At 34.4% G+C, this 24,586-nt stretch carries 21 protein-coding genes, 1 pseudogene and 2 other annotated features; of the genes and pseudogenes, 6 read left to right on the plus strand and 16 right to left on the minus strand.

What is annotated here, in order from left to right; all coding sequences use genetic code 11:
• Positions 1-2: 2 nt before the first annotated feature.
• Positions 3-248: a binding site (T-box leader), on the minus strand.
• Positions 249-508: 260 nt separating this feature from the next.
• The gene (locus KI369_RS10215) at positions 509-1,267 is read left to right on the plus strand and encodes an SDR family oxidoreductase (protein ID WP_212955863.1); all 759 of its coding nucleotides are present in this window, start codon (positions 509-511) and stop codon (positions 1,265-1,267) included.
• Between the two features lie 52 nt (positions 1,268-1,319).
• On the opposite strand, the gene KI369_RS10220 is transcribed toward KI369_RS10215, so the two are convergent.
• From KI369_RS10220 to KI369_RS10235, 4 genes are read right to left on the minus strand one after another with little or no spacing between them, the layout of a single operon-like run.
• Positions 1,320-2,009, minus strand: coding sequence for a response regulator transcription factor (locus tag KI369_RS10220; RefSeq protein WP_212955864.1), 690 nt, complete (start codon positions 2,007-2,009; stop codon positions 1,320-1,322).
• Positions 2,010-2,024: 15 nt separating this feature from the next.
• Complete coding sequence (locus tag KI369_RS10225) at positions 2,025-3,515, minus strand: sensor histidine kinase (protein ID WP_212955865.1); 1,491 nt, start codon at positions 3,513-3,515, stop codon at positions 2,025-2,027.
• A gap of 27 nt (positions 3,516-3,542) precedes the next feature.
• Positions 3,543-4,787, minus strand: coding sequence for a copper resistance CopC/CopD family protein (locus tag KI369_RS10230; RefSeq protein WP_212955866.1), 1,245 nt, complete (start codon positions 4,785-4,787; stop codon positions 3,543-3,545).
• Positions 4,788-4,803: 16 nt separating this feature from the next.
• Positions 4,804-6,432, minus strand: a complete 1,629-nt coding sequence (locus tag KI369_RS10235) for a multicopper oxidase family protein (protein ID WP_212955867.1) — start codon at positions 6,430-6,432, stop codon at positions 4,804-4,806.
• Between the two features lie 248 nt (positions 6,433-6,680).
• On the opposite strand from KI369_RS10235, the gene msrA reads away from it, so the two are divergent.
• Positions 6,681-7,217, plus strand: coding sequence for a peptide-methionine (S)-S-oxide reductase MsrA (gene msrA, locus KI369_RS10240; protein WP_212955868.1), 537 nt, complete (start codon positions 6,681-6,683; stop codon positions 7,215-7,217).
• A 163-nt stretch (positions 7,218-7,380) separates the two neighbouring features.
• Here msrA and KI369_RS10245 read toward each other — a convergent pair whose 3' ends face one another.
• The 4 genes from KI369_RS10245 to KI369_RS10260 form a co-directional block, all read right to left on the minus strand.
• Entirely contained in the window at positions 7,381-7,581 is a 201-nt protein-coding gene (locus KI369_RS10245) for a hypothetical protein (protein ID WP_078420551.1), read from the minus strand.
• 109 nt (positions 7,582-7,690) lie between these two features.
• Positions 7,691-8,332: a FusB/FusC family EF-G-binding protein gene (locus KI369_RS10250; RefSeq protein ID WP_212955869.1), complete on the minus strand. Its 642-nt coding sequence runs from the start codon at positions 8,330-8,332 to the stop codon at positions 7,691-7,693.
• Positions 8,333-8,442: 110 nt separating this feature from the next.
• Positions 8,443-9,129 (minus strand): DUF421 domain-containing protein, encoded by a 687-nt coding sequence (locus tag KI369_RS10255; protein ID WP_212955870.1) that lies wholly within the window; start codon positions 9,127-9,129, stop codon positions 8,443-8,445.
• A 182-nt stretch (positions 9,130-9,311) separates the two neighbouring features.
• The gene (locus KI369_RS10260) at positions 9,312-9,575 is read right to left on the minus strand and encodes a CD3324 family protein (RefSeq protein ID WP_212955871.1); all 264 of its coding nucleotides are present in this window, start codon (positions 9,573-9,575) and stop codon (positions 9,312-9,314) included.
• Positions 9,576-9,906: 331 nt separating this feature from the next.
• Here KI369_RS10260 and KI369_RS10265 point away from each other — a divergent pair, with 331 nt between their 5' ends.
• Positions 9,907-10,611, plus strand: coding sequence for a polysaccharide deacetylase family protein (locus KI369_RS10265; protein WP_212955872.1), 705 nt, complete (start codon positions 9,907-9,909; stop codon positions 10,609-10,611).
• Positions 10,612-10,651: 40 nt separating this feature from the next.
• Here KI369_RS10265 and KI369_RS10270 read toward each other — a convergent pair whose 3' ends face one another.
• The gene (locus KI369_RS10270) at positions 10,652-11,989 is read right to left on the minus strand and encodes a sodium-dependent transporter (protein ID WP_212955873.1); all 1,338 of its coding nucleotides are present in this window, start codon (positions 11,987-11,989) and stop codon (positions 10,652-10,654) included.
• Positions 11,990-12,290: 301 nt separating this feature from the next.
• Positions 12,291-12,513: a binding site (T-box leader), on the minus strand.
• 220 nt (positions 12,514-12,733) lie between these two features.
• Here KI369_RS10270 and KI369_RS10275 point away from each other — a divergent pair.
• Positions 12,734-14,368 (plus strand): putative polysaccharide biosynthesis protein, encoded by a 1,635-nt coding sequence (locus KI369_RS10275; protein ID WP_212955874.1) that lies wholly within the window; start codon positions 12,734-12,736, stop codon positions 14,366-14,368.
• Positions 14,369-14,408: 40 nt separating this feature from the next.
• Here KI369_RS10275 and KI369_RS10280 read toward each other — a convergent pair whose 3' ends face one another.
• The 4 genes from KI369_RS10280 to KI369_RS10295 form a co-directional block, all read right to left on the minus strand.
• Positions 14,409-15,233 (minus strand): DUF4037 domain-containing protein, encoded by an 825-nt coding sequence (locus KI369_RS10280; protein WP_212955875.1) that lies wholly within the window; start codon positions 15,231-15,233, stop codon positions 14,409-14,411.
• Positions 15,234-15,313: 80 nt separating this feature from the next.
• Entirely contained in the window at positions 15,314-15,826 is a 513-nt protein-coding gene (locus KI369_RS10285) for a GNAT family N-acetyltransferase (protein ID WP_212955876.1), read from the minus strand.
• Positions 15,827-15,905: 79 nt separating this feature from the next.
• The gene (cysK, locus tag KI369_RS10290; RefSeq protein WP_000762275.1) at positions 15,906-16,823 is read right to left on the minus strand and encodes a cysteine synthase A; all 918 of its coding nucleotides are present in this window, start codon (positions 16,821-16,823) and stop codon (positions 15,906-15,908) included.
• 10 nt (positions 16,824-16,833) lie between these two features.
• Positions 16,834-18,045, minus strand: coding sequence for an MFS transporter (locus tag KI369_RS10295; protein WP_001149437.1), 1,212 nt, complete (start codon positions 18,043-18,045; stop codon positions 16,834-16,836).
• Positions 18,046-18,267: 222 nt separating this feature from the next.
• On the opposite strand from KI369_RS10295, the gene KI369_RS10300 reads away from it, so the two are divergent.
• Positions 18,268-19,908 carry a peptide ABC transporter substrate-binding protein gene (locus KI369_RS10300; RefSeq protein WP_212955877.1) on the plus strand — a complete coding sequence of 547 codons (1,641 nt, stop codon included), beginning with the start codon at positions 18,268-18,270 and terminating at the stop codon, positions 19,906-19,908.
• A 41-nt stretch (positions 19,909-19,949) separates the two neighbouring features.
• Here the strand turns inward: KI369_RS10300 and hflX are convergent, their stop codons facing one another.
• Together hflX and KI369_RS10310 are read right to left on the minus strand one after the other, a co-directional pair.
• Positions 19,950-21,209 carry a GTPase HflX gene (gene hflX, locus KI369_RS10305; protein ID WP_212955878.1) on the minus strand — a complete coding sequence of 420 codons (1,260 nt, stop codon included), beginning with the start codon at positions 21,207-21,209 and terminating at the stop codon, positions 19,950-19,952.
• A 484-nt stretch (positions 21,210-21,693) separates the two neighbouring features.
• Positions 21,694-22,248, minus strand: coding sequence for a cobalamin biosynthesis protein CbiN (locus tag KI369_RS10310; RefSeq protein ID WP_212955879.1), 555 nt, complete (start codon positions 22,246-22,248; stop codon positions 21,694-21,696).
• Between the two features lie 174 nt (positions 22,249-22,422).
• On the opposite strand from KI369_RS10310, the pseudogene KI369_RS10315 reads away from it, so the two are divergent.
• Positions 22,423-22,521: pseudogene (locus KI369_RS10315) on the plus strand (ketoacyl-ACP synthase III); the annotation flags it as partial.
• Positions 22,522-22,735: 214 nt separating this feature from the next.
• Here the strand turns inward: KI369_RS10315 and KI369_RS10320 are convergent.
• Positions 22,736-24,472 carry a GmrSD restriction endonuclease domain-containing protein gene (locus KI369_RS10320; RefSeq protein WP_212955880.1) on the minus strand — a complete coding sequence of 579 codons (1,737 nt, stop codon included), beginning with the start codon at positions 24,470-24,472 and terminating at the stop codon, positions 22,736-22,738.
• Between the last annotated feature and the right edge of the window lie 114 nt (positions 24,473-24,586).

The raw sequence follows: 24,586 nt of genomic DNA on the forward strand, positions 1-24,586 counted from the left end.
ATTGCTGAGGCGAGAGTTTCGCGTTACCACTCAGCTTCCTTATACTTCTCACGAAATATAAGCTCTGTAGGTCCAATTAGACCCCCGTCCTTTTACCGGAGACGATGCCGCCGCCCTCTACTCAGTTTCCCTTTCGCAAGCGATGCTCCGAGGTGATCTTCAATAATCTGATTGTTACTACTCTCACAGCCTAGGAGTAGCTCTCTGAAACGATCATAATTATCTACTTTCCTCTTCTTTGCATATGTAATATATAAAGTTAGAAAATTCTCAATTAACTTTTATTTGTTAAACGTATTATAGGACGTTGTTCTTTTCATTGTCAACATGTTTTTCCAAAAAAAAAAAATAAAATTCAATCAATTCATGAGAAGTCTATTTATTTTTTCTCAAAACAAAACAGGAATGAACTTCTTACACATACTCATATATTACTTAAGTATGTCCGCATTACTACATAAAAAAACAACTTAAAAACATTTAAAATTTATGAGGAGATGAGAAAACTATGTTAAAAGGAAAAGTAGCATTAGTTACAGGGGCAAGCCGAGGAATTGGACGTGCTATTGCAAAACGTTTAGCAAACGACGGTGCATTAGTTGCTATTCATTACGGTAATCGAAAAGAAGATGCTGAAGAAACCGTTTATGAAATCCAGTCAAATGGTGGATCAGCTTTTTCCATCGGTGCAAACCTTGAATCTTTACATGGTGTAGAAGCCCTTTATAGTTCTTTAGATAACGAATTACAAAAAAGAACTGGTGGTACTAAATTTGATATTTTAATAAACAACGCTGGAATTGGTCCTGGTGCTTTTATTGAAGAAACGACTGAAGAATTTTTTGATAGAATGGTTTCAGTAAATGCAAAAGCACCATTCTTTATCATCCAACAAGCTCTATCTCGTTTACGTGACAATAGCCGAATTATTAATATTTCATCCGCTGCCACACGCATTTCTTTACCTGATTTCGTTGCATATAGTATGACGAAAGGTGCTATTAATACAATGACTTTCACGCTAGCAAAACAGCTCGGAACACGAGGAATAACAGTGAATGCAATACTTCCTGGATTTATTAAAACAGATATGAATGCGGAACTCTTGAGCGACCCAATGATGAAACAGTACGCTACTACCATCTCCGCTTTTAATCGCTTAGGTGAAGTAGAAGATATTGCCGATACCGCGGCATTTCTCGCTTCTCCAGACAGCCGCTGGGTTACTGGACAATTAATTGATGTTAGCGGAGGATCTTGTTTGTAATTTCTTAATCTACTTATTACGCAAAAAAAGCCAGCATTTTTGCTGGCCTTTTTCACTGTGTAAAACGATATCCTACTCCCCAAATTGTTTCGATGTATGATTTATCGAATGGATCGAGTTCAATTTTTTGACGAATATTTTTCACATGTACAGCAACCGTTGCTGCATCACCAATTACATCCATCCCCCATACAGTTTCAAAGAGACGATCTTTACTAAATACTTGATTTGGATGTTCTGCCATACAAGTTAATAAATCAAACTCTTTTCCTGTTAACATGACCTCAGTTCCATTTACAAATACACGCCTAGCCGATTTATCAATAAGCAATCCTCGAATACGAATTTCATCTTTTATTTGTTCTCGTTTTCCTGTTAAACGATCATATCGAGCTAAATGAGCATTTACACGTGCCACCATTTCACTCGGGCTAAACGGTTTTATAATATAATCGTCTGCTCCAAAACCTAACCCTTTAATTTTATCGATTTCCTCTTGTTTTGCGGACACCATAAGTATTGGTATGTCCTTTTTCAATCGAACTTGTTTACAAATTTCATATCCATCTATTCCTGGTAACATTATGTCTAAAATTAACAAGTCATAATCCTCCAGAAGAACTCTTTGTAAACCTGTTTCGCCAGAGTAATCAATATCTACTGTATACCCAGCAACCTCTAAATAATCCTTTTCTAACTCTGCTATAATAACTTCATCCTCAATAATTAAAATTCTTTTCAAGATGCTCTCCTTTTTCTAATTGATTTTTTGTAATGTAAATGCAAGTGTCGTTCCTTTACCTTTTCTGCTTTCTACCCAAATTTCACCACCATGTTGTGTGATAATCTGATGTGCAATTGACAAACCAAGCCCACTTCCACCCGTTTTAGAATTTCTAGAATGATCTGCACGATAAAACCTTTCAAATATATGAGGTAATGCTTTCTCTTCTATTCCTATCCCATTATCTTTTATGTAAATCGTTACATAATCAGTAGATTCAGTCATACGAATTCCAATATATCCTTCTTCTTTATCCATATACTTCACACTATTCCAAATGATATTTGTAATAACACGACGTAATTTTTCACGATCACCTTTTACCAAAATTGAAGTATCCTTTTGAGCATCCCATCTGACTGTAATTCCCTTATCTTGCAATTCAAGCTGTAGTTCTTCTATACAATCAGATAAGTATTGGTTAATTTCAATCTCTTCAAATTGAAACGGTTCCTCTTTCAGATCAAGTTTTGAAAAGAGAAAAAGCTCGTCAATTAATTGATCCATATCGAACACTTTATGATAAATAATCGTTAAATATTTATCTAATTGTTCCGGAGTTCGAGCGATACCTTCTTTAATGCCTTGTACATAACCTTTAATAGCCGTAATTGGCGTCCGTAAATCATGAGAAATATTTGAAAGCAACTCTTTGCGATTTTTTTCATATTGCATTTGCAACTCGACGGATTCTTTTAACCTACCACGCATCTCTTCAAACGATAAACTTAATTCACCTATTTCATCTTTCGCAAGTGGCTTTACTTGAAAATTTAAATCACCCTTTTGAATTCTTTCCGTTGCCTGCTTTAATGAATGCAATGGTTTAATAATACTCCGTGATATAAAATATGTTAATATTCCATTCGTAATAATTAACCCTAGTATTAAAGAGACTACGAAATACGGAAAAAATTCTCTAATCATTTCTTCTAAAGGATTTACATGCTCAAATACAAAAATACTAACCTTATCCTTCTCTGCATCGTAGTAATCAAACTGCTTATAGTAAAAAGAATTACCCTCTATTTTCACATCCATTCCTTTTCTTTGCCCTTCCGTTTCAAATGCAGGTAAGTACTTATCAAACGAAGAGATTTTAAAGTATGGAGATGAATATGTAAGTTCGTCATTTTTTCGAATTAGTAATCCTGCTTGATTATCGTTTAATTCTTTATCAGTTGCCTTTAAAAAGTTTATATCCTCCAATTTATCTGGGGCATACGAGGAAAGAATTTTCAACCTACTAAAAATATCATCTTCATCTTCTTTTGTACGAATAGCTCCCTCCTGATCTTTATCAATGAGAGAATGACTATTTTGATTAAGACCAATGATCGCTTTCGCAATACGAATATCACCAAATAAAGTAACACTAATTAACATAACTGTTATCCCACAAAAAACGATTGGAATAATTACCATCGCAATATACGACAACAGCAATCTAATACGGATTGACATTACAGAACTCCTATGACCATTATAATTTTAGCTCGTTACAGAACTCACCGGAAATGAAACTTGACTCATCCAAATACCAGCTAATAATACGAGTATAGCTAGAACAATTTCTAAGAGCAATAAACGGCGATTAACTGTTCCCATATCGTTACCCCATATTTTCGTTTGTCTCCATGCTACAATTGTAATTATACATACAGTAAAAATCTTTATATTTAAAAGGTTCGTCCATATTGAATTGAAATTAAAAAATACCCAATTCCTCGTCTGTAAAAACACAATTAATTCCCCAGAAAGAAACGCTAGAATAAATGAAGTACCAGCAATAATACTAAAATGTTTACGAAAACGCTTTTGATCAAATGTAATTTTGTATAATGTTGTCCACGCTATAACAAGAGCTAAATAAATAAGTGCTCCTAGCCACACTGCAATACTCATCACATGGATCATTCTAATTATAACTGCTGCCCAATTTGGATTCGTAATCCATACATGACCTGTGAAAGAAAAACTCGCAACAAGAAATCCCCAAATTAGCGCATACCATTCGTTCTCCATATGCTGCAAAGACATAAGAACTAATAATAGCAGTTGAATCATAATAATAACTGAAAATGGCGAATGAATAAGTAAACTTCCTTTCGGAATAATTGACTTATATACTATTAATTCGGCTATTAATCCTACTACAAGTATAGAGAAGAAAATCTTTTTCATATTCTTCATTCTTTGCAATATGGAAGGTAATCTATAACGTTTTACAAACATATCGAGCCATTTTACCCCTGCTCCAATTAAAATCAATCCTTCTACAATATAGCGGAGGGTTACTATCATAACTTCTGAAAATACTGAGCTTCTCGCACTCGCATTCCCCTCTACCACAGTATTTGTTTGTACTCCTTCTCCAATTGAAAAGGTATAGCCTCCTTCACTCGGATGTCCGTCTGCAGATATCATAGACCACTTTACTGTGTAAGTACCATTATTTAAATTTGGTATTTTCACTTTTATTTTTGTTGGTTCATCTAACATTTCAACCTTTGATACTTGCACTCTCTTTGCACTTTGATCTAGCAGTTCAATATTGACTACATTTCCTGTAACTGGTTCACTAAATTCAAGAATAATCTGTTCTGGTTGTACTGTAAGAACCTCCCCCTCTTTAGGGGTGGTTCCTACAACACTTGTATGAGCAAATACACTACTATGAGAAAATAAAAATATACTTACACTTGTTACAATAAATACTATCATTCTATAAAGCATGAAAACCTCCGTATTATTATTCTGGATGATTACCTGAGTGATCTCCGGTAGAAAATGGAGTAGTTACCCCCTCATAATTCATCATCGTATGCATTCCTTTTTCCGCATGAACGAGATGATGACAATGAACCATCCATAGTCCACTATTATTTGCCTCTAAAGCAATTTCATATTCTTCTCCCGGAAAAACATTAACTGTATCTAAATAAATCGGACTTCCCTCCATTGGTTTACCCTTTTTAGAAATAACCTGGAATGTATGTCCATGCAAATGCATTGGATGAATTTCTTCTCCCTTATTTTTAAAGCGAATCTTAACTTTATCTCCTTTCTCTACTTTAATAGGTGGAATATCAGGTGATGTCTTTCCATTAATCGTATACACCCATTTTTCTTGTCCATTTACATCTTTCACGCCTTCTGCCAAATCCATATCGTAGACCTTTGTAAACTTTGAATCTATCGTAAACTTGCCAACTTCTTTTTCTCCATATTTCGTAAAGTCAAACCATGGATAACTCTTTATATCAATAGGTTTTTTCGGCAAAGAACCGTTCCCAATAGTCGCTGTTAACATTCGATTCATTTTCTTAGATGGATCCACATTAATAAGTTTTACACTCGTTGTTTCTGGCATTTTAAAAACAAGGTCATAACGTTGTGCAGCTCCCATCGGAAGAATTGCTTTATCTAGCTCGTCCCCACCTTTTATATCACGACCATCTAATGCGATAATTTGAAATGGCGCCCCAACTAATGTCATTAAATGCGTATTATTCCCAGCATTAATTAAGCGAAGGCGTACTGTTTCACCTGGTTTTGCATCCAATCGTAGTCCCTCACTTGTATTGTTTAGTGTAAATACATCGTAATCATCTCCATCAGATAAATCTTTAAGTTGATCATTACTTGGCATCATTAACGGTCCTTCTAAAGTTTGCGCCTTTTCATTTCGAATATGATTGCTAGGATAGCTATCCCAATCTTTATCTTGTTCGCCATTATGCTTACCGGTTTTTATGGCTCCTGTTTTCCATTCATGGATTGCCACTGTATAATCCTTTTCATATTTTACAACTGCTTTATTCGGTTCAATAACAATGGTTCCAAATAGTCCCCGCTCCGTTTGTTTTGCACTCTTTTGATGTGAATGATACCAATATGTCCCCACCTGATCAGCATTAAATGCATATGTATATGTTTCACCTGGTTTTATAGCATTTTGCGTAACACCTGGAACACCGTCTACCGCCGCAGGAACATCTAATCCGTGCCAATGGATTGTAACTGGTTCTGGCAATTCATTTTTCAAATTTACAACAATACGTTCACCTTGTTTAACTCGAATTTCAGTACCCGGTGATGTTCCATCAAAGGTCCATGCATCTACCTTTTTCCCATTTCCTAAATCTACACTTGCTACTTTCGCCGTAATATTAAAAGTTTTTGTAACCCTTTCTTTAGCATCTGTATTAGAAAGAGATGTAATTGATTCGGAAGTAGATGTTGCATCTGCTAACTTCTTTTTTTCATTTGTACCTGGATAATTATTCATTAAAAAATATCCGAAAATAACTAACCCTAATAGTAAGCATGCCGCAATCAATATATTTCTGAAATCGCTTTGTATAAATTCCTTTTTCATAGTAGTCTCTCTTTCATTATTAGTTGTAAACTATTAATTTTCATACGTGGATTCATTACTTATCACCTCACATATTCACTTCGGTTTACATATTAACACGCAGAAAAAAAGAAACTTTGAAGGAATTTTAAAGACTTTATAAAGAAATATATTTCAATTTTTCCTGCACTTCTAAATCTTTTTTATTGCGCAACAAAACTTTTTGTATAATACTATATAAAACATATATATTTAGGAGGATTACAGCAATGTCCGAAAAAACATACGAACTCGCAACCTTCGCAGGCGGTTGCTTTTGGTGCATGGTAAAGCCATTTGATGAACTTCCTGGTATTCATAAAGTACTTTCTGGCTATGCAGGTGGTCATATAGAAAACCCAACATATGAACAAGTAAAAGCTGGTACATCTGGTCATTTAGAAGTTGTACAAATTACATTCGATCCTTCTATTTTTCCATACGAAAAATTACTAAATTTATATTGGCCACAAATCGATCCAACTGATGATGGCGGACAATTCTTTGACCGTGGCCCCTCTTATCGCACTGCTATTTTTTATCATAACGAAACGCAAAAAGAGCTTGCTGAAAAATCAAAACAAACTCTTGCAGAAAGCGGTATGTTTAAAGAACCAATCGTAACTGAAATTCGCCCGGCTGCACCTTTTTATGAGGCTGAAGAATACCATCAACACTTCTATAAAAAGAACCCAGAAAAATATGCTACTGAGCAAAAAGAATCTGGCCGTGAAGACTTTATAAAAGAAAATTGGCAAAAAAAATAATAAAAGTGCATCGTACCTTTTAAGTACGATGCACTTTTATCTTTGAAAAAAGTACCATGCAATGATGAGAACAACCGCTGTCAATGTCCAAAGTGCGATTTCATTTTTCACTCTACTCTTTTTCTTATTCATTTCCTCTCCTCCTAATAGCAATACAACATATTCAAGATTTCCTCTGTTTAATTGTCCACCTTATATACGTGAATACATCCGTACAAATTCTTATAACAAGACCACCAATAATTCCGATTGCAATTGAAATTACTAACATCTGTCCAAAACTAAAAGTAGTTGTGTATGTTATGTAGAGAACAACGCATACAAGTAAAACATCCGGTAAAGAAAGCAAAAACTTTTTAAGCATTTCTTCAGCTCTCCTATGCTTTCTTTATAAATTATATCTTTCAAAAAGGAAATCTAGTACCATTTTTAAAATAAAAGACCTCCAGTTTAAGCACTAGAGGTCTTCCATTTTATTTCTTCAATCTCTCAATAAAATCCTGTAATTTATCAAGTGATTTCATATTCTGATTACAAGCTACACCGTCTTTACAAATATAGTTCCCCTTTTTCACGAAAGTTCCTTGTATATCACCTTTAATTTCAACTAAAAACATTCCTACTTCTTCATGTCCATGACATAATGAACAAATGCTCTTTTTATTTAAACTTTGGAATGTTCCTTGCAGGCCAACAAACTTATTTTTATCATTTTTCGCTATAATAAATTTCCTGCTTGACCCTTTATCAATCCAGCTTAAATAAGATAATTCTTTCATATCCATTTCTTCCATATCAGGAAGTTTCAACTTTTTCGCTTTAGGAAATAATTTTTTTAATGTTTGCGCTGTAACTTCCTGAAACGGAATGACATACGGATTTATTTTCAGTAAAAACGATTCTGCATCTTCTCTATTTTGAACTGTTAATACCGTATCAATTAACTCTTTCTGTTCATCCGTTAAATTCTCAAATACATGTATTATCTTTTCAATCGCTAGTGATTTTAACGCTTGAATTACACCTCTATCATTTGCCGTTGCGTGCCCATTTGCTAAAATATAAGCTTGTGATTTTATAAAATTGTATTGATCACTTCTAATAAAAGCTTCCATCTTTATCACTCCATACAAATTGTTGATCTAGTTTTATTGTATACAAAGATTCAGCTTTTTGATATGTAAAAGATAACTTAGAAACGAATATTACATATTCCGATTATGTTCTACCGCTTCATTTCCTGACAAAAGAAACCATCGTCTGTTTTCCATTCTGCGTATAATACGTCTTCAAATTTAGTAATCCCTTTTTTCTTTATTTGTTTATACAGCCATCCTTCATCAAAACCTGCTTCCCTCAAATTATCCTTAACTACTTTCCCGTCGCTAATTAATGAAATTGGTAAGTATACAGGCTTATGTTTTAAACTTAAATCATTTATAGTGGGAGATTCATATTTACTTTTTTTCAATACACTTATGTTTCCGTTAGGTTCCAATATCATATATTCAACTTCTCGAATTGAAAAAATATCTTTTTGTTGCCTAAGCATTTGTTGTAATTGGTTAATATCCAAATGATTCGATTTTAATTGATCTCTGTCAATATGCCCATTACGAATGATAATAGAAGGGTATCCTTCAAAGAACTTTCTTGTCCTTCTAAATTTTTGTGTTATTACTTCTATTGCGTAAATTAAAATTACCCATACAAAAACAGCGTATAAAATAGACCATACTCTCACCTCAGGATCATATACAGTGTTTCCAACTAGTTCTCCGATTACAATGGCAGAAATAAAATCAAAAGGTGTTAGCTGCGATATTTGTGTTTTCCCTAATATTTTAGTAGCAATTAATAAAACAAAAAAACCAACAAAAAGTTCTATCGTTATTTGTCCAAGATGATTCATATGTGTTCACCTTTCTGTAATATGAAATATGACGTTTTTATTCCTATTCATTCACATTTCTATACGATACAATTGCGATTCATTTTTTCTATTATGATGCCCATTCACTCCCTATATATCCAATATATACAAAGCAAAAAGAGTCTCGTTCAAAATAATATTTGAACGAGACTCTTTTGCTTTCATTTAGAATACACAATCTTTTTAATCGTTTCTCCGGAAAGAAAATACTCCTCTGCAAGTTGATGAACAGTAATCCCACTTTTAAACGCTTCTTTAATGGCTTTATTTCTTTCATCTAGTTGTTTTCTTCCTCCAGATCGTGTACCCCATTTATAATGTTTTGTTTCTTGTTTTGGAATGTAAATTGTTTCACCTTGTATATACTTTTGAATTTCAGCAATTAAACTGTCCGGTAAAACGGTCTTAGCTTTTACGTATTTCATTTCTGCTCGCCCCTTATTTTTTATGATTCATTTCAATAAGGTGCAAAGCCAAATATAAAAAATGATTCGAGCTCATTTTGGCGATGAATTGTATATTACTTGTCTACCTCACGCAAAGTATCGCCATTTCCATACTTGGCTTTGCATGAGACGCTGCAGTGTCCGGCAATTGAATTATAATCGCCATATAAACACCTCCTAATATACCTTTTGCATTTTATTATATGATAAATTCCTTCCCCTTGCATCCACATCCTTTTTTAAAGCATGAAATTACTTAGTTTGATATAATACTTTTTAGTCCAATCCAAAAATATAGTGAGGTTACTTTATGAAAAAGAAAATAATCATTACAATCGTTACATTATTTATTATTACTGTAGCATTATTTGGAACATACAAATTGATGAATGCAAGAAATTTTCAATTGTTTGGAGATTTAACAAACCGAGTAGAAACAAATGAAAAATTGATTGCTTTAACTTTTGATGATGGTCCTACTAACAATGTAAAACAAATATTACCGCTACTAGATACATACAATGCGAAAGCTACTTTCTTTTTAATTGGAAATGAATTAGAGAAAAATCTATCGTTAGGAGAAGCTATCGTACAATCTGGACACCAACTTGGAAATCATACGTATTCTCATAACAGAATGGTTTTTAAAACACCTTCTTTTATTCAAGATGAAATAGAAAAAACGAATGCATTAATCCGCCAAACAGGATTTACAGACGAAATTGATTTTAGACCACCTAATGGAAAGAAATTAATTGGACTACCATATTATTTAAATAAAAATAATATCGAAACAATCACATGGGATCTTGAGCCTGATACTTTTTATAAATCTGCGGCTGATAAAATTGACTATGTTAATGAAAATGTACAACCAGGCTCTATCATTTTACTGCACCCTATGTATGATGAGTCTAATGAAAATTTACAGACTATCGAAGGTATTTTAGATTCTTTATCTAAAAAGGGATATCAGTTCGTAACAGTAAACGAATTGCAAAAAAGAGCAAAATAAAAAGGTAGCGCATCATAGAGCGATGCGCTACCTTTCTTTATTAAATAATGCCAAGTACATTTAAGAATACGATAATTATCGCAATTGGTGCGATAAAGCGAAGTAAGAATAACCATAATACGAATAATTTATAGCCTTTATTTTTACTTACACCAAGCTCTTTCATTAATACATCTTTCTTCATTTTTAAAGGAACAAAGATGGAAACTAATAAAACACCAAGTGGCATTAGTACGTTACTAACTGCATAATCCGCTAAATCAAAGACTGTCTTTCCGAAAATTTTCAAATCACCTAATATACCAAATGATAATGCTGATGGTACCCCAACAACGAAGATTAATAACCCTACGATTAAGGCCATTTTTTCGCGTTTCCCTTTACCTTTTGATGTTAACGACGCAACACTAATTTCTAGCATAGAAATAGCCGATGTAATCGTTGCGAAGAAGAACAGCAATAAGAAAATAACGAAGAACACTTTTCCGAACGCCATTTTACTGAAAATAGCAGGTAATACGATAAATAATAGTCCTGGTCCTTGAGATGGTTCTAATCCAAATGCGAATACAACTGGGAAAATTGCAAGTCCTGCAAGTAATGTAATGACAAGTGTTAAACCAACGATTGAAAATGCTGAACGCGGTAAACTTTCTTCCTTCGGTAAGTATGAACTATACGTTACCATTACTGCTACACCGACCGATAATGAGAAGAACGATTGACCCATCGCATATAAAATTACTTCTGATGTTACATGTGAGAAATCAGGTTGTAAGAAGAAACGAACCCCTTCTCCCGCACCGTCTAATGTAAGTGCACGAACAATTAATACAAAGAATAAAACGAATAGCGCTGGCATGAAATATTTATTTACTTTTTCAACACCATTTTGTACGCCTTTACTTACGATGAAGATAGTAATAAGAATGAATAATAACTGTGCTCCTACTGCTAAATAAGGATTGGAAATGATTTCACCAAACGTAGCTTCGTACGCTCCATTTCCTTCCCATAGTCTACCTGTAATTGCATTCCATAAATATAATATAATCCATCCCCCTACAACGCTGTAGAAAGAAAGTAATATGAAACAAGTTACAATCCCCAATTTTCCTAACCATGGCCATAATGTTTTTGGCGCGATTTCTCTATACGCATCAACAGCCTCTTTTTGTGTACTTCTTCCGATAACGAATTCAGCTAATAATAGCGGTAAACCAATTAATAATGTGAAACCGATGAAAATAAGGAAGAACGCCCCGCCTCCTCCGATACCAGCCATATACGGGAATTTCCAAATCGCCCCTAGTCCAATTGCAGAACCCGCTGCCGCTAATACGAAACCTAATTTCGAAGTCCATTGCTGTGAATTCATCTGTTAATCTCCTCTCTGTCTCTTTTTCTTTGTTACAATTCAGTATTTATATTGTTCTATCCATACTCTTTTCTAATACGCTCACGTCCTCCCTAATAATAAAAAACGCCCCTACGTAAATACGTAGGGACGACAAAAATATCGCGGTACCACCCTAGTTATGAAGATATAACAAAGTTAGGACCTAAATAAAAAACGCCCCTACGTAAATACGTAGGGACGATAAAATATCGCGGTACCACCCTAGTTATGAAGCCACAACAAAGTTAGGACCTAAATAAAAAACGTCCCTACGTAAATACGTAGGGACGATAAATATCGCGGTACCACCCTAGTTGTGAAACAATCTTCACCACTTTATTTGATAACGGTATAAACTACCGTCTTTCATTTCCTCACAATGTAAGATTTATGAAAGATGCTCCAGGACGAACTTCATGAATAATCTATATACTGATTCGCACCAACCATCAGCTCTCTGAAATAGGGAGATATTCACTACTATACCCTTTCATTGCCCAAATATTATTTTCCGAATTGATTACTATCATTTTTATCATACATTAAAAATAGTGTCAACTTATATTTGGAATTTTTATGTATTATATTCTATTTAAAAATGAAAAATATGACTTTTAAACGAATAATATTAGAATATTGATGTTTCATACTATATTAACTTCTTTAACAGGTTTATAGTAGTATACGATGAATGCAAGACAGCACGAGTAGGAGGAAAGAATTTTGTCTACTTCAAAAGTTTTAAAAGGAACTGCTTTATTAAGCGGTGCGACAATGATTTCACGTATATTAGGTTTTATATACTTCTTCCCTTTTCAATTATTAGTCGGAACACAAGGGGTCGCTTTATACGGATATGCATACTCTTGGTACGGTATTTTATTAAGCTTTTCAACAGCTGGTATTCCTATTGCCGTTTCCAAATTTGTTGCAAAGCATAATGCGCTTGGTGATTATAGTACAAGCAAAAAATTATACAACTCTAGTGTAAAATTAATGCTGTTTATGGGCTTTTTAGGATTTTTAATTTTATTTATTGGAGCACCATACATATCACAATTTATTATTCGCTCGAAAACACCAGATCCGCAATTTATCGCCGATGTAACACTTACAATGCGAGCATTAAGTTTTGCGCTTATTATCGTACCAGCTATGAGTGTTACACGTGGTTATTTCCAAGGATTTCAACATATGAAACCCAGTGCTGTTTCTCAAGTGGTAGAACAAATTGCACGCGTAGTTTTCATTTTAGTTGGTAGTTTTATCGTCTCAAAACTATTAGGTGGTTCAGTCGCCTCTTCTGTTGCAGTTGCTACGTTTGGTGCTGTTATCGGAGCACTTGCCAGCGTCTCTATTTTAATGATGTACTGGAAAAAGTATAATAGGTTAAAACCTCCCGAAGGCGAATTAAAATCAAGGGCATCCAATATTTCGTTAAAAAATATTTATATAGAATTACTTCGATATGCAATCCCAATTGTATTTGTCGGTATTGCAATTCCGCTCTATACGTTAGTAGATCAATATACTGTAGCTGACGTCCTTAGAGCGATGGGAGAGCCTTTAGAAACAGCGAATGCAGTGTTCGCTTATATAACGAACTATGCCCAAAAGTTAATTATGATTCCAGCTTCACTTGCAACTGGATTCTCACTAACAATCATTCCGGCTATAACAAAATCTTATACAAGCGGGAAACTAGACGAATTACAAGAACAAATTTCAAAGATATTTCAAGTATTGTTATTCTTCACCATCCCGGCTGCATTCGGTCTTGCTAGCATCGCTTACGATGCATTCCGTATCGTTTATGTAAATCCTGAAATTGCACTTGGTGGATCACAATATTTAATTTCATTTGCACCTTCTGCTATATTAAGTGCGATTTTCACAGTTTCAGCTGCCATATTACAAGGAATCGATTATCAAAGAAAAACGATGATCGCTTTCTCAGTCGGTATTCTCGTTAAAGTTTTAGTAAATACACCGCTCTTACATTTATTTGGCGGACACGGTGCTGTACTTGGAACCATTCTTGGATACCTCGTTTCCAATGTTATTATGTTGTACTGCATCGTTAAGTTTGCGAGATTTAAAATTGGTGAAACAGCAAAAACAGTATTTCTTATTACAATTTACTCCGCAGCAATGTCTGCTGTTGTGATGGCATTAAAAGCAATTTTAACATGGTTAATTCCTGGACAATCTTATATGGAATCACTTCTCATTGTTGTTACATGCGGCGCTGTAGGAGGGATTGTTTACCTTTTATTCGTCTTAACGAGCGGACTTGCTTCACATATTCTCGGTGATAAGATTCAACGATTACCCGTACTAGGTAAATTAATTAAATAAAAAAAGAAGGGATGTAACGCATTGTTACATCCCTTCTTTCTTACTTCGCATATTGAATACGTTTTTGCTGTTCGGCAATATGTAATTCTGGAGCATGGTGTTCTACTAACTGTAATACCTCTTGGATTAACACTTCTAACTCCTGTACACTATACTCTGGTTTTCCTATTAATGCATTCGCCATACGCTCATATAAGTTTTCAGGCTTAATACTCATTCGGTCCACATTATTCGGCATCCATTTAAAGGCAGGATGATGCACATACATTCGGTTTAAACCAAATAAGACTCCAAATATATTTCTTTGTGCTTCACAAATAACATCATATAGCATAAGCCAGTCTTTTCGTTTTAAAAGCGCCTCTCGATTATGCCAGCGATTGCTTAACCAAAGATTTTCTGAAATCATCCGTTTCGCTAGATTTTCTGGATATGCTACCACTCTATCTTTTAATTCATTCACTTTCTCTCCCCCATACAAACTAACACCGTCATGAACGGATGATACGATACATTGCTTTTCATAACTTATATCATATTGATTCACCACATCAGAAATAACTTTCTCTACTGTTTCTGTTAAAAAGTTACTAACCTCTAATTTAATTCCTTCTTTCGTCAAATATGTTTCCGACCATTCTTCTTCCTCGTAAGGATGATATGACAAAATTGTTCCACCAATATGTTTAATAGGTCCCTTACGATCGTCATCCTCTGGCGGCATTGACCATAAAATATGTAATTCTATATCTGAATGTTCATCTTCTAACTTTCTAGCTACTGAACCCGCTAAAATGATAGCCTCCACTTTCGGATTTTGCCTATAAATCTCCGTCATTTCTATTGCTTTCTCTTTTAATCCCACTTCATTTCCCCCTAAAATTGCAATGCATCTTTACTTTTTATTTATCTATTTCGATATTGTCTTTTCAAATTCCTACTACATCATATTTCTACCCAATAACGCTGAACAATTTCACCTGTATGAGAAGAAACCACTTCATCTTCTAACACACCGCCAACCTTTTGAATCGTTTTAGCCGATGCGATATTAACTTTATCACACGTTATTAACACTCTCTGCAACCCTAGCTTTTGCGCTTCACCTAATGCGAGTTTCAATTGTTTTATCGCGTAACCTTGGCGACGTTTATCCGGATGTACACTATATCCAATATGTCCACTTTCCCGCAATAATTCTTCGTTTAATCGATGTCTAATATTCACAAAACCTATAAGTTCGCCTTTTTCAAAACTTAAATATTGGCTAGACGGCACTCGATTTGACAGTAAGTTTCCCCCTAGTTCTTGTCTACTCACTTTTTCAAACCATTCATCGAGAGAATCAAAATTTTGTAAAGAACTACTGCCGTGTGGTTGTTCTCCCGAGTGTAAAAATGCCTGTCTATACGCTATAATTTCCCCACTATATTCATGCATTGGTTTTAATAATTTCATTGTCATTCTCCCCTTCTTTACAACCTAAAACAAACACCTTAATCGTGACAATTTCACGATTAAGGTGTTTCAATCATTTTTATTCAAATAATCCCATACTCAAATAACGTTCGCCTGTATCAGGTGCAATACATAAAACTTTTTTACCTGCGCCTAATCGTTTTGCAATCATAATTGCTGCGTAAACAGAAGCTCCGGAAGACGGCCCAACTAATAAACCTTCTTGTCTAGCTAAGTTTCTCATTGTCGTTAAAGCCTCTTCGTCTGCAATTTGAATAATTTCGTTATACACTTCTGTATTTAAGTTTTTCGGGATAAATCCTGGACTTGTCCCTACTAGTTTATGAGGACCTGGAACACCGCCTGATAAAACGGGAGATCCTTTCGGTTCTACTACTGCAACATATAAGTTTGGTAGTTTCTCTTTTAACGTTTCCCCAGTCCCTGTAATAGTTCCACCTGTTCCTGCCGTTGCTACAAACGCATCAAGCTCTCCATCCATTTGTTCATAAATTTCAAGTGCAGTTGTATAACGGTGAATATTTGGATTCGCCGGGTTTTCAAATTGCTGCGGAATAAAACTATTCGGTATCTGCTTTTGTAATTCTAATGCCTTCGCAATTGCTCCTGGCATTCTTTGTTCTGCTGGTGTTAAAACTACTTCTGCGCCGTATGCTTTTAATAAATTTATACGCTCTTTTGACATATTATCTGGCATAATTAAAATCGCTTTATACCCTTTAGCTGCTGCGTTCATCGCTAAGCCTATCCCTGTATTTCCACTTGTCGGTTCAATAATTGTATCTCCTGGTTTGATGAGACCATTCTCCTCAGCGACATGAAGTAAGTTATAGGCAGCACGATCTTTCACACTGCGTGACGGATTAAACATTTCCAGTTTTACATACACATCCGCTGCGTCTTCTGGAATAAATTTAGATAATCGGACAACAGGTGTATCTCCTATTAATTCTGTTACGTTTTCACATAATTTCATAGCGCATCCCCTATTCTATCGTTTTCTTATCACTTGGTAGTAACCATGAAGTAAGTCCAATTAATGGTAGACAACTACATAGTAACATAATGAATTGTAGACTATATATATCAGCCAATTTCCCTAGAACTACAGATCCTAAAGCTCCGAGTCCAAACGCAAGCCCTACAATTAATCCAGATACCATTCCTACTTTTCCAGGTACAAGTTCTTGCGCATATACAACAATTACACTAAAACTACTTGAACTAATAAAACCGATACATAGAAATAACGGTACGACCCATGCGAGCGAAACGTGAGGTAGTAAAAGTGCAAGTGGCGCCGAACCTAGCATTGAAAATACAATAATTGTTTTCTTTCCAAATCGATCTGCTAGTGGACCACCAAAGAAAGTTCCTAATACACCGGCAATCATAAATGCGAATACGAAATACTGGGCATTTTTTATAGATAAACCGTAATGCTCAATTAAGTAAAATTGATAAAAATTCCCGATACCAGCACCGTACCAAGAGCGTACAAAAGTAAGGAAAACAAGAAGTAAAATAACAAATTTAATATGTGTACTTACAATCGCATTTTCCGCCTCAAGCGCAGCCCTCTTTTTTCTTCTCACAGCGCCAGTCGCTAATTCATTCCTATACCAATTTGATACGAAAATTAATAATACAATCCCTACCGCTGCAAAGGCTGTAAAACCTAAAGAACCAATTTGGCCGAGCGGGACAAAAATTAACGCTGTAAAAATTGGAGCTAGGGAGTTTCCTGTATTTCCTCCCACTTGATAAATTGCTTGCGCTAAACCCCGTTTTGCACCAGCTGCCATATAAGCAACTCGGGCGCCTTCTGGATGAAAGACTGCGGAACCCAATCCGATAAATAAAACAGAAATAATAACAATAATAAAGTTCGGTGCAAACGCGAGTCCGATCATCCCAAGCATACTCGAAAACATACCGAGCGGTAATAAAAATGGTGACGGCTTCTTATCCGAATACATACCAAAAACCGGTTGCATAATCGATGATGTCATATTTAACGCAAACGCAATCCACCCTACTTGCATATAGGATAAATTCATCGTTTTTTCCAAGATAGGAAACAACGCGGGCACAACTGCTTGCATCGAATCATTTAAAAAATGACCGAAGCTAATCGCAAATAATATTCGGTATATTGTCGGTGTTTCCACTGTGCTTTTTTGTGAAACTGCCTGCATATATGAATCTCTCCTTCCTGTACAAAATATATATTTATTACAGTAGGTGTAATAAATTCTGACTTTTGAAACATTTCTATTCTATACTGGTTTCATTTCTTTTTCCAGAAATATCACTTCTTACATAAGATATTTTTTCTATACGTTTTATCGGATTTATTTATAGAAATTTTCTATATTTTCTTTTATACTAAGGCAGAGATGAAGGGAAGGATGACAACTATGAAGAAAAAGACGCAAGGAATCGTTGCACTCTCAATCACATTATCTATGTTTTTAACAGCATGTGGCCAAAAACAAGAGTCAACAACTACCGGAGAAAAGAAAAAAGAATCTTCAAAACAAGTATTAAACATTGTAGAAGCTGGGGAAATTTCTACACTTGATTCATCTATCGCAACTGATGGGTTTTCTTATGCTGCATTAAACAACGTAATGGAAGGATTATATATGCCTGGTCCTGACAATAAACCTGTTCCTGCAGCTGCTAAATCATACAAACTGAGCGAAGACGGAAAAACATATACATTTACATTACACGATTCAAAATGGTCAAATGGCGATCCAGTAACTGCTCATGATTTTGAATATGCATGGAAACGTGCCGTTAATCCAGAAACTGCTTCTGAATACGCACATATTATGTTCGATATTAAAAACGCTGAAAAAATAAATAAAAAAGAATTACCAATTGATTCATTTGGTGTAAAGGCAATTGATGATAGAACACTTGAAGTACAATTAGAACACCCTGTTCCATACTTTTTAGGGTTAATGGGATTTGCAACATTTTATCCTCAAAACCAAAAGGTAGTAGAAGCACAAGGGAAAAATTACGGGCTTGAAGCTGCAAATGTAGTTTATAACGGGCCATTTCAATTAAGTGAATGGAAACATGATACAAGTTACAAAATGACGAAAAACCCGAACTACTGGGATAATAAAAATGTGAAGTTAAATGAAATTAATGTAAATATCGTAAAAGATACTTCAACAGCCGTTAATTTATTTGAAAGCAAACAAGTAGACCGAATTACGATCAATTCAGAGTTTGTTGATAAATATCAAAAAGATCCGAGCTTAAAGAAAATGGAACGTCCTTCTATGACGTTTTTCCGATTTAGCCAAAAAAATCCTTTATTAGCAAACAAAAACGCTCGAAAAGCTATTTCGCTTGCTTTTGATAAACAAGGAATCGCAACAACGATTTTAAACAATGGTTCTATACCTGCGAATGCATTCGTTCCGAAAGGATTCGTAAAAGGACCTGACAATAAAGATTTTCGCAGTACAAGTAATGTAAAAGTAGAAACAAATGTGAAAGAAGCTAAAACACTATGGGAAACTGCGAAAAAAGAAACAAACTTACAAAACGCTTCCCTTTCAATCATAACAACTGATGAATCTAACGATAAAAAAATTAGCGAGTTTTTAAAAGGTGAACTGGAGAAAAACTTACCTGGATTAAAAATCACTTTACAGCCCCTTCCAGTAAAAGCATTTTTAGATCGCGAAGGAAATGGCGATTTTGAAATTTCACTTTCTACTTGGGGACCAGATTATCCTGACCCTACAACATTTTTAAATATGTTCGTCACAGACGGACCGTTTAATAAGATGAGCTATTCAAACAAACAATACGACGAATTAATTGAGAAAACGAGCTCTACCTTAGCAACTGATTTATCAGCACGTTGGAAAGCGTTTCAAGATGCAGAGAAAATCTTACTGGAAGATGATGCAGCTATCGCTCCAATCTTCCAATCAGGGCTTGTATATTTAGAACGCACAACAGTAAAAGGTGTTGTTATTCGTCCATTTGCAGGAATTTATTCTTATAAGTGGGCCTCTATTACAGAATAAGAAAAAGGCGATCCTAACATATATTAGGATCGTCTTTTTTATTAAATCGCAAAACGCTTATACTTTTCGTAATCACTCGTCTTACATTCTACTTCTATTTTCGTACCTTCGTTTTCATAACTCGTAGATAAAACGTGCGCATGATTATTGAAATAAGAAACTACCTGTCCTTGATCGTACGGAATTAACATTTCACACTTCGTATACTCTTTATAAATGTGTGAGCGAATCATTTCGACAAGTTCTTCAATTCCAACATGTTTCTTCGCTGATAAATAAACGCGGTCTTCTTGTACTTTCGGAATTTCAACATCTACCATATCTGATTTGTTATAAGCATAAATGGTTGGGATATTTTCTACTCCAATTTTCTTTAACGTTTCATTTGTAATATCAATTAACTGTTCATAATTTGGATTTGCGTAATCTACAACGTGAATAAGTAGATCCGCTTCCGCTACTTCTTCTAACGTTGAACGGAATGCTTTTACAAGATGATGTGGTAATTTGCTTACAAATCCAACTGTATCTGTTAATAAGAATGATTTGTTATCTGGCAAATCAATATTTCGCACAGATGTTTCTAACGTCGCAAATAACATATCTTTTTCAAATACTTGTTTTTCTTCAGTACCATTATAAATTTCAAGCATCGCATTCATCGTCGTTGACTTTCCGGCGTTCGTATAGCCTACTAATGCTACAACAGGTACTTCATTTTTCTTACGTTGCTTTCGCTGCGTTTGACGTTGGGCAACAAGTGCTTCTAGGTCTTTATTTAAAACTGAAATTTGTTCTTCAATTTTACGACGGTCTAACTCTAACTTCTTCTCACCGACACCTTTATTTTTCGTACCAACACCGCCGCTTTGTCTTCCTAACGATTCGCGAAGACCGATTAAACGAGGCATCATATACTGAAGATGGGCTACTTCTACTTGTAACTGCGCTTCTTTCGTTTTCGCACGTTGCGCAAAAATATCTAAAATTAATATGGTACGGTCAATAACTTTACAATCTAAATCCGCTTCTAAATTTCGAATTTGTGAAGGTGATAATTCGTCATTAAAGATGATCATATTCGCATCTACTTCATTTACATAAGCTGCTACTTCTTCAATCTTTCCTTTTCCAATATAATGGGATGGATTTACTCGTTGTAGATTTTGCGTCACTTGCCCGATTACCTCTACATCACAAGCTTCTGCAAGATTCGTTAACTCTTCCATCGAATATGCAAAATCATCTTCATTACCTAAATTTACTCCAACTAATACTGCTCTTTGTAATAATTCTTCCATATATTTATTCCTCCATTTCGATTACGTAAAATAAAAAAACACAGGTCGCTGCCTGTGTTTTCGTAAACGGATAAGGGTTCACCAAAGAAATAGGAGAAAGCTGTGCTTTCATCCTACCTCATAGTCAAAAAGTCCCAAGATCATATACGTATCCACAATAAGTGTTCACCTATACGATCCCATTCTATTTATAAAGGCAAAACAAAAAGAGGGCGTATTCGTCCCTCCCTCTTTTTCACATATAAGCTTAATAAAGGGTTCCTTTAAAATAGGCAGACCAATCCCGTTCACTCTGTACACAGACAGAGCCTTTGAGCGCTATTCAATTATTGGCACAAAGTATTGAGACGTAATCTGATTAAGATCAAAGGAAGCCCCTCCGTTCATTTTAAGTTACATAAAGTGTAGCATAAGTAATTCGCTTTCACAAGATTAAACTACCTATAGAAACTGAAAGAAAATCTTTATATTTTTACTTTAATCGTCATTTTTTGCGTATTTTTCTCCCACTAAAAATAACAAAAGCAATTATTGATAACAGACCTATGGAAATGATAGCAACTTGCCACCAACTTAAACCGTTCAACATGTCATCTTTTAAATCGAATTTCTTCGTCGGAACAGATTCTTTTGCAATTTGGCTTAAAGCCACTTTGTCCGCCCCTGCCTCATCTAATCTCTTCGTTCTACTACAACTATTTGTGTGTAATTGTTTTTCAGATCCTCTTTGAGAAGAATATACTAAGTACTCTCCTCCTTCCACAAAGTGAAACACACAATCACCACCATTTGTATATATGATAATTTGCGAAGAAGTTGCCCCTTTCCAAATTTCTTTCACTTCAAATAATACTTCAATTCCAACCCCTTCTTTCCTTCCAACCTCAATTACCTTCCCTTCAAACACTACATCGTTTTTTTGAAAGGCATCTTCTACCGATACATTAATACAATCACAAGCATAAGATTTATCTGAAAAAATAATAAGAATAAAGCTACAAATAATGACAACAGGCAACATGCGTAAAATTGCTTTCAAGGAGCTCAACTCACTTCATTATCAATTTTAGAAACTTCTCGTATATTATTTTTACAACACTCGCTAAATTCCTTCATAGTAAGCTAATTCGTTCAATACACCAAAAATCTATATTGACATTTTTATAACTTGATATTAGTATCAGGTTATAAAATGAAGTTAGGAGCTGTTCCTATGCATTCTAAATCTCGTATTACTGCAATAAGTACTTATGTTCCAAATCAAACATTGTCTAATAACGATTTAGAAAAGATTATCGATACGAATAATGAATAGATTGCACAAAGAACAGGAATGAAGGATTGCTAGAAAAGAAGGAAAATTAAATAATAGAGACACGCTTTTACTATACGAATTTGGTGGTGGTCTTATGCATTTAGGGCTTATTATGGAGTTTGATTTAAGTGTATAAAAAGAGGTTCTAGTCAATGGCTAGAACCTCTTTTTATAACTATTTATTTCCCCTATATTTCATGAGAACAGTAAACTAAACGAGTAATTTAAATTTTTCGTGTAGTAATTCTCTCCTCTTCACTATAAACTCTTCAAAATTTTGAAATTCAAAACTAACCATCGGTATGCAATGTTCCTCCATATATTTTTCTAACTTAGTAGCATCTTTATACATTTCATTTAACCACTTTTCAAATTCCATATCAGATTTTTCCATATTTGGAATCCCTTCTAACAATTGAAGGTTCACGATCGAATTTACGTTTTCTACGTACACATCTATTTTCTCATGTGGAATCCCTCTCTTAGTTAGATTCCTTTTTGTGAATAAACTTTTAGCAAAGATGTGATCTAAATGGAACTTATTTCTAAAATCTAAATGTGGATAAAGTACTGCTAAAATAGAAAACGTATGCTTTTGACCATATTGATAAGATAGTAAATTATCAATTTCATCATCAGAAAATGTAAATGATTTCGCTTCTCCCTTAAATTCATCAATAATTGGCTGCAGTGGAAATTCACTATTATTAACTTCAATAACCCTCCTTAATTGTCGCAGTATATTATCTGGTTGTCCGCTGAAGACTCTTTTTAAAAGACTTAAAATCAACCATTTTTTCACAAAACTTCGGTCTTGCTTATATTTTTTTGATTCCACATATTGATGTGGAATGTCTCTTTTTAATAGATAGTATGCTATCGGAACAATTGCATTATTAGACGTTAAAGTATCTTGATTATATCCAAAACTTGCAACTAAATTAATAGCCAATCTAATTGCTTCTTTCACACGATCCCAGTTGTCTTCGATTTTTTCCATAGTTTCGGCATTAAAGTTATCAACTTTAAAAGCAATATCTTTGAAATCACACAGGACTAAACACGCTTTCAAAACAAAATCCTTATCAAACTTAAATCCATCACCAATTTGATTAATTTCATCTACGAACTTAATGATTTCTTGTCGAGCATCTTTATTTTTCCATTGGGCTATTGCAATCGACAACAATAAATCTGAGTAACTTAATTTCGTTCCACCACTATTCACTCGTATAAAGATATTTAAAACTTTATCTAGGTTTTGTTCTTCCTCTAAAAAATAATTGATATTCGGTACTTCATTTATAACTTGGTATAACTTATGTAGCGTTTCACTTGCAAATAAAGCCTTTTCTTCTTCAATTGAATTTAATCCCTTTTGTATTAAATACCGACTTATTTCATACGGACTATTTATATTCAGAATATCCGCCACTTTAAACCAATAAACGCCTTCAATTTTTTGATTTGCCTCCTCAACAGTTAAAAATCTAAAATCATAAATTGTATCAAACTCATTTGATGGCCCTAATAAATCCACATATAGTTGTTGTTCAGGATAAGCTAACGGATTTTCTCTCCTCATTCTCGGCAAACGATAAGCATAAGTTCCTTTTAATGCAATGTACATTGAAGTTAAACGTTGTTGACCGTCTAATATTGCAATAATCCCCTCTTCACCACTAATGTTTGCTAACGGATTATGCCTATTATTTTTTTCATGATAGTTTCTAATAAACTCATAAAATTGAAAATTTTTACTCTTTTCTTTCTTAACATCCCAAAATAAAAATGACCCCACTGGGTAACCTTGCATTAACGAATCAAATAACCTTTCTATTTGATCTGTTCCCCAAACAAACTCACGTTGAATAGCTGGTAGTAAATACTTCTTATTATGAACATTTTCAATAACTTTCTTAATTGTTAATGGTGTTTGAAAAGCCATACTATCTCCCGCCCTTATATGTAATAAATTCCATTTCAAATACAATTATATCATAATGATATTCTTTTAAAGGCATATCGCCCCTTAAATGCATGAATGGTTATTGGCTAATAA

It is taken from the genome of Bacillus sanguinis (genome assembly GCF_018332475.1).
Taxonomy (GTDB): Bacteria; Bacillota; Bacilli; order Bacillales; family Bacillaceae_G; genus Bacillus_A; species Bacillus_A sanguinis.

What these genes read in the sequence shown, in the direction of transcription:
- KI369_RS10215 (WP_212955863.1), top strand. Translation starts at nt 509, where the DNA reads ATGTTAAAAGGAAAAGTAGCATTAGTTACAGGGGCAAGCCGAGGAATT.
- KI369_RS10225 (WP_212955865.1), bottom strand. Translation starts at nt 3,515, where the DNA reads ATGTCAATCCGTATTAGATTGCTGTTGTCGTATATTGCGATGGTAATT.
- KI369_RS10230 (WP_212955866.1), bottom strand. Translation starts at nt 4,787, where the DNA reads ATGCTTTATAGAATGATAGTATTTATTGTAACAAGTGTAAGTATATTT.
- KI369_RS10235 (WP_212955867.1), bottom strand. Translation starts at nt 6,432, where the DNA reads ATGAAAAAGGAATTTATACAAAGCGATTTCAGAAATATATTGATTGCG.
- msrA (WP_212955868.1), top strand. Translation starts at nt 6,681, where the DNA reads ATGTCCGAAAAAACATACGAACTCGCAACCTTCGCAGGCGGTTGCTTT.
- KI369_RS10245 (WP_078420551.1), bottom strand. Translation starts at nt 7,581, where the DNA reads ATGCTTAAAAAGTTTTTGCTTTCTTTACCGGATGTTTTACTTGTATGC.
- KI369_RS10250 (WP_212955869.1), bottom strand. Translation starts at nt 8,332, where the DNA reads ATGGAAGCTTTTATTAGAAGTGATCAATACAATTTTATAAAATCACAA.
- KI369_RS10255 (WP_212955870.1), bottom strand. Translation starts at nt 9,129, where the DNA reads ATGAATCATCTTGGACAAATAACGATAGAACTTTTTGTTGGTTTTTTT.
- KI369_RS10260 (WP_212955871.1), bottom strand. Translation starts at nt 9,575, where the DNA reads ATGAAATACGTAAAAGCTAAGACCGTTTTACCGGACAGTTTAATTGCT.
- KI369_RS10265 (WP_212955872.1), top strand. Translation starts at nt 9,907, where the DNA reads ATGAAAAAGAAAATAATCATTACAATCGTTACATTATTTATTATTACT.
- KI369_RS10270 (WP_212955873.1), bottom strand. Translation starts at nt 11,989, where the DNA reads ATGAATTCACAGCAATGGACTTCGAAATTAGGTTTCGTATTAGCGGCA.
- KI369_RS10285 (WP_212955876.1), bottom strand. Translation starts at nt 15,826, where the DNA reads ATGAAATTATTAAAACCAATGCATGAATATAGTGGGGAAATTATAGCG.
- cysK (WP_000762275.1), bottom strand. Translation starts at nt 16,823, where the DNA reads ATGAAATTATGTGAAAACGTAACAGAATTAATAGGAGATACACCTGTT.
- KI369_RS10295 (WP_001149437.1), bottom strand. Translation starts at nt 18,045, where the DNA reads ATGCAGGCAGTTTCACAAAAAAGCACAGTGGAAACACCGACAATATAC.
- KI369_RS10300 (WP_212955877.1), top strand. Translation starts at nt 18,268, where the DNA reads ATGAAGAAAAAGACGCAAGGAATCGTTGCACTCTCAATCACATTATCT.
- hflX (WP_212955878.1), bottom strand. Translation starts at nt 21,209, where the DNA reads ATGGAAGAATTATTACAAAGAGCAGTATTAGTTGGAGTAAATTTAGGT.
- KI369_RS10320 (WP_212955880.1), bottom strand. Translation starts at nt 24,472, where the DNA reads ATGGCTTTTCAAACACCATTAACAATTAAGAAAGTTATTGAAAATGTT.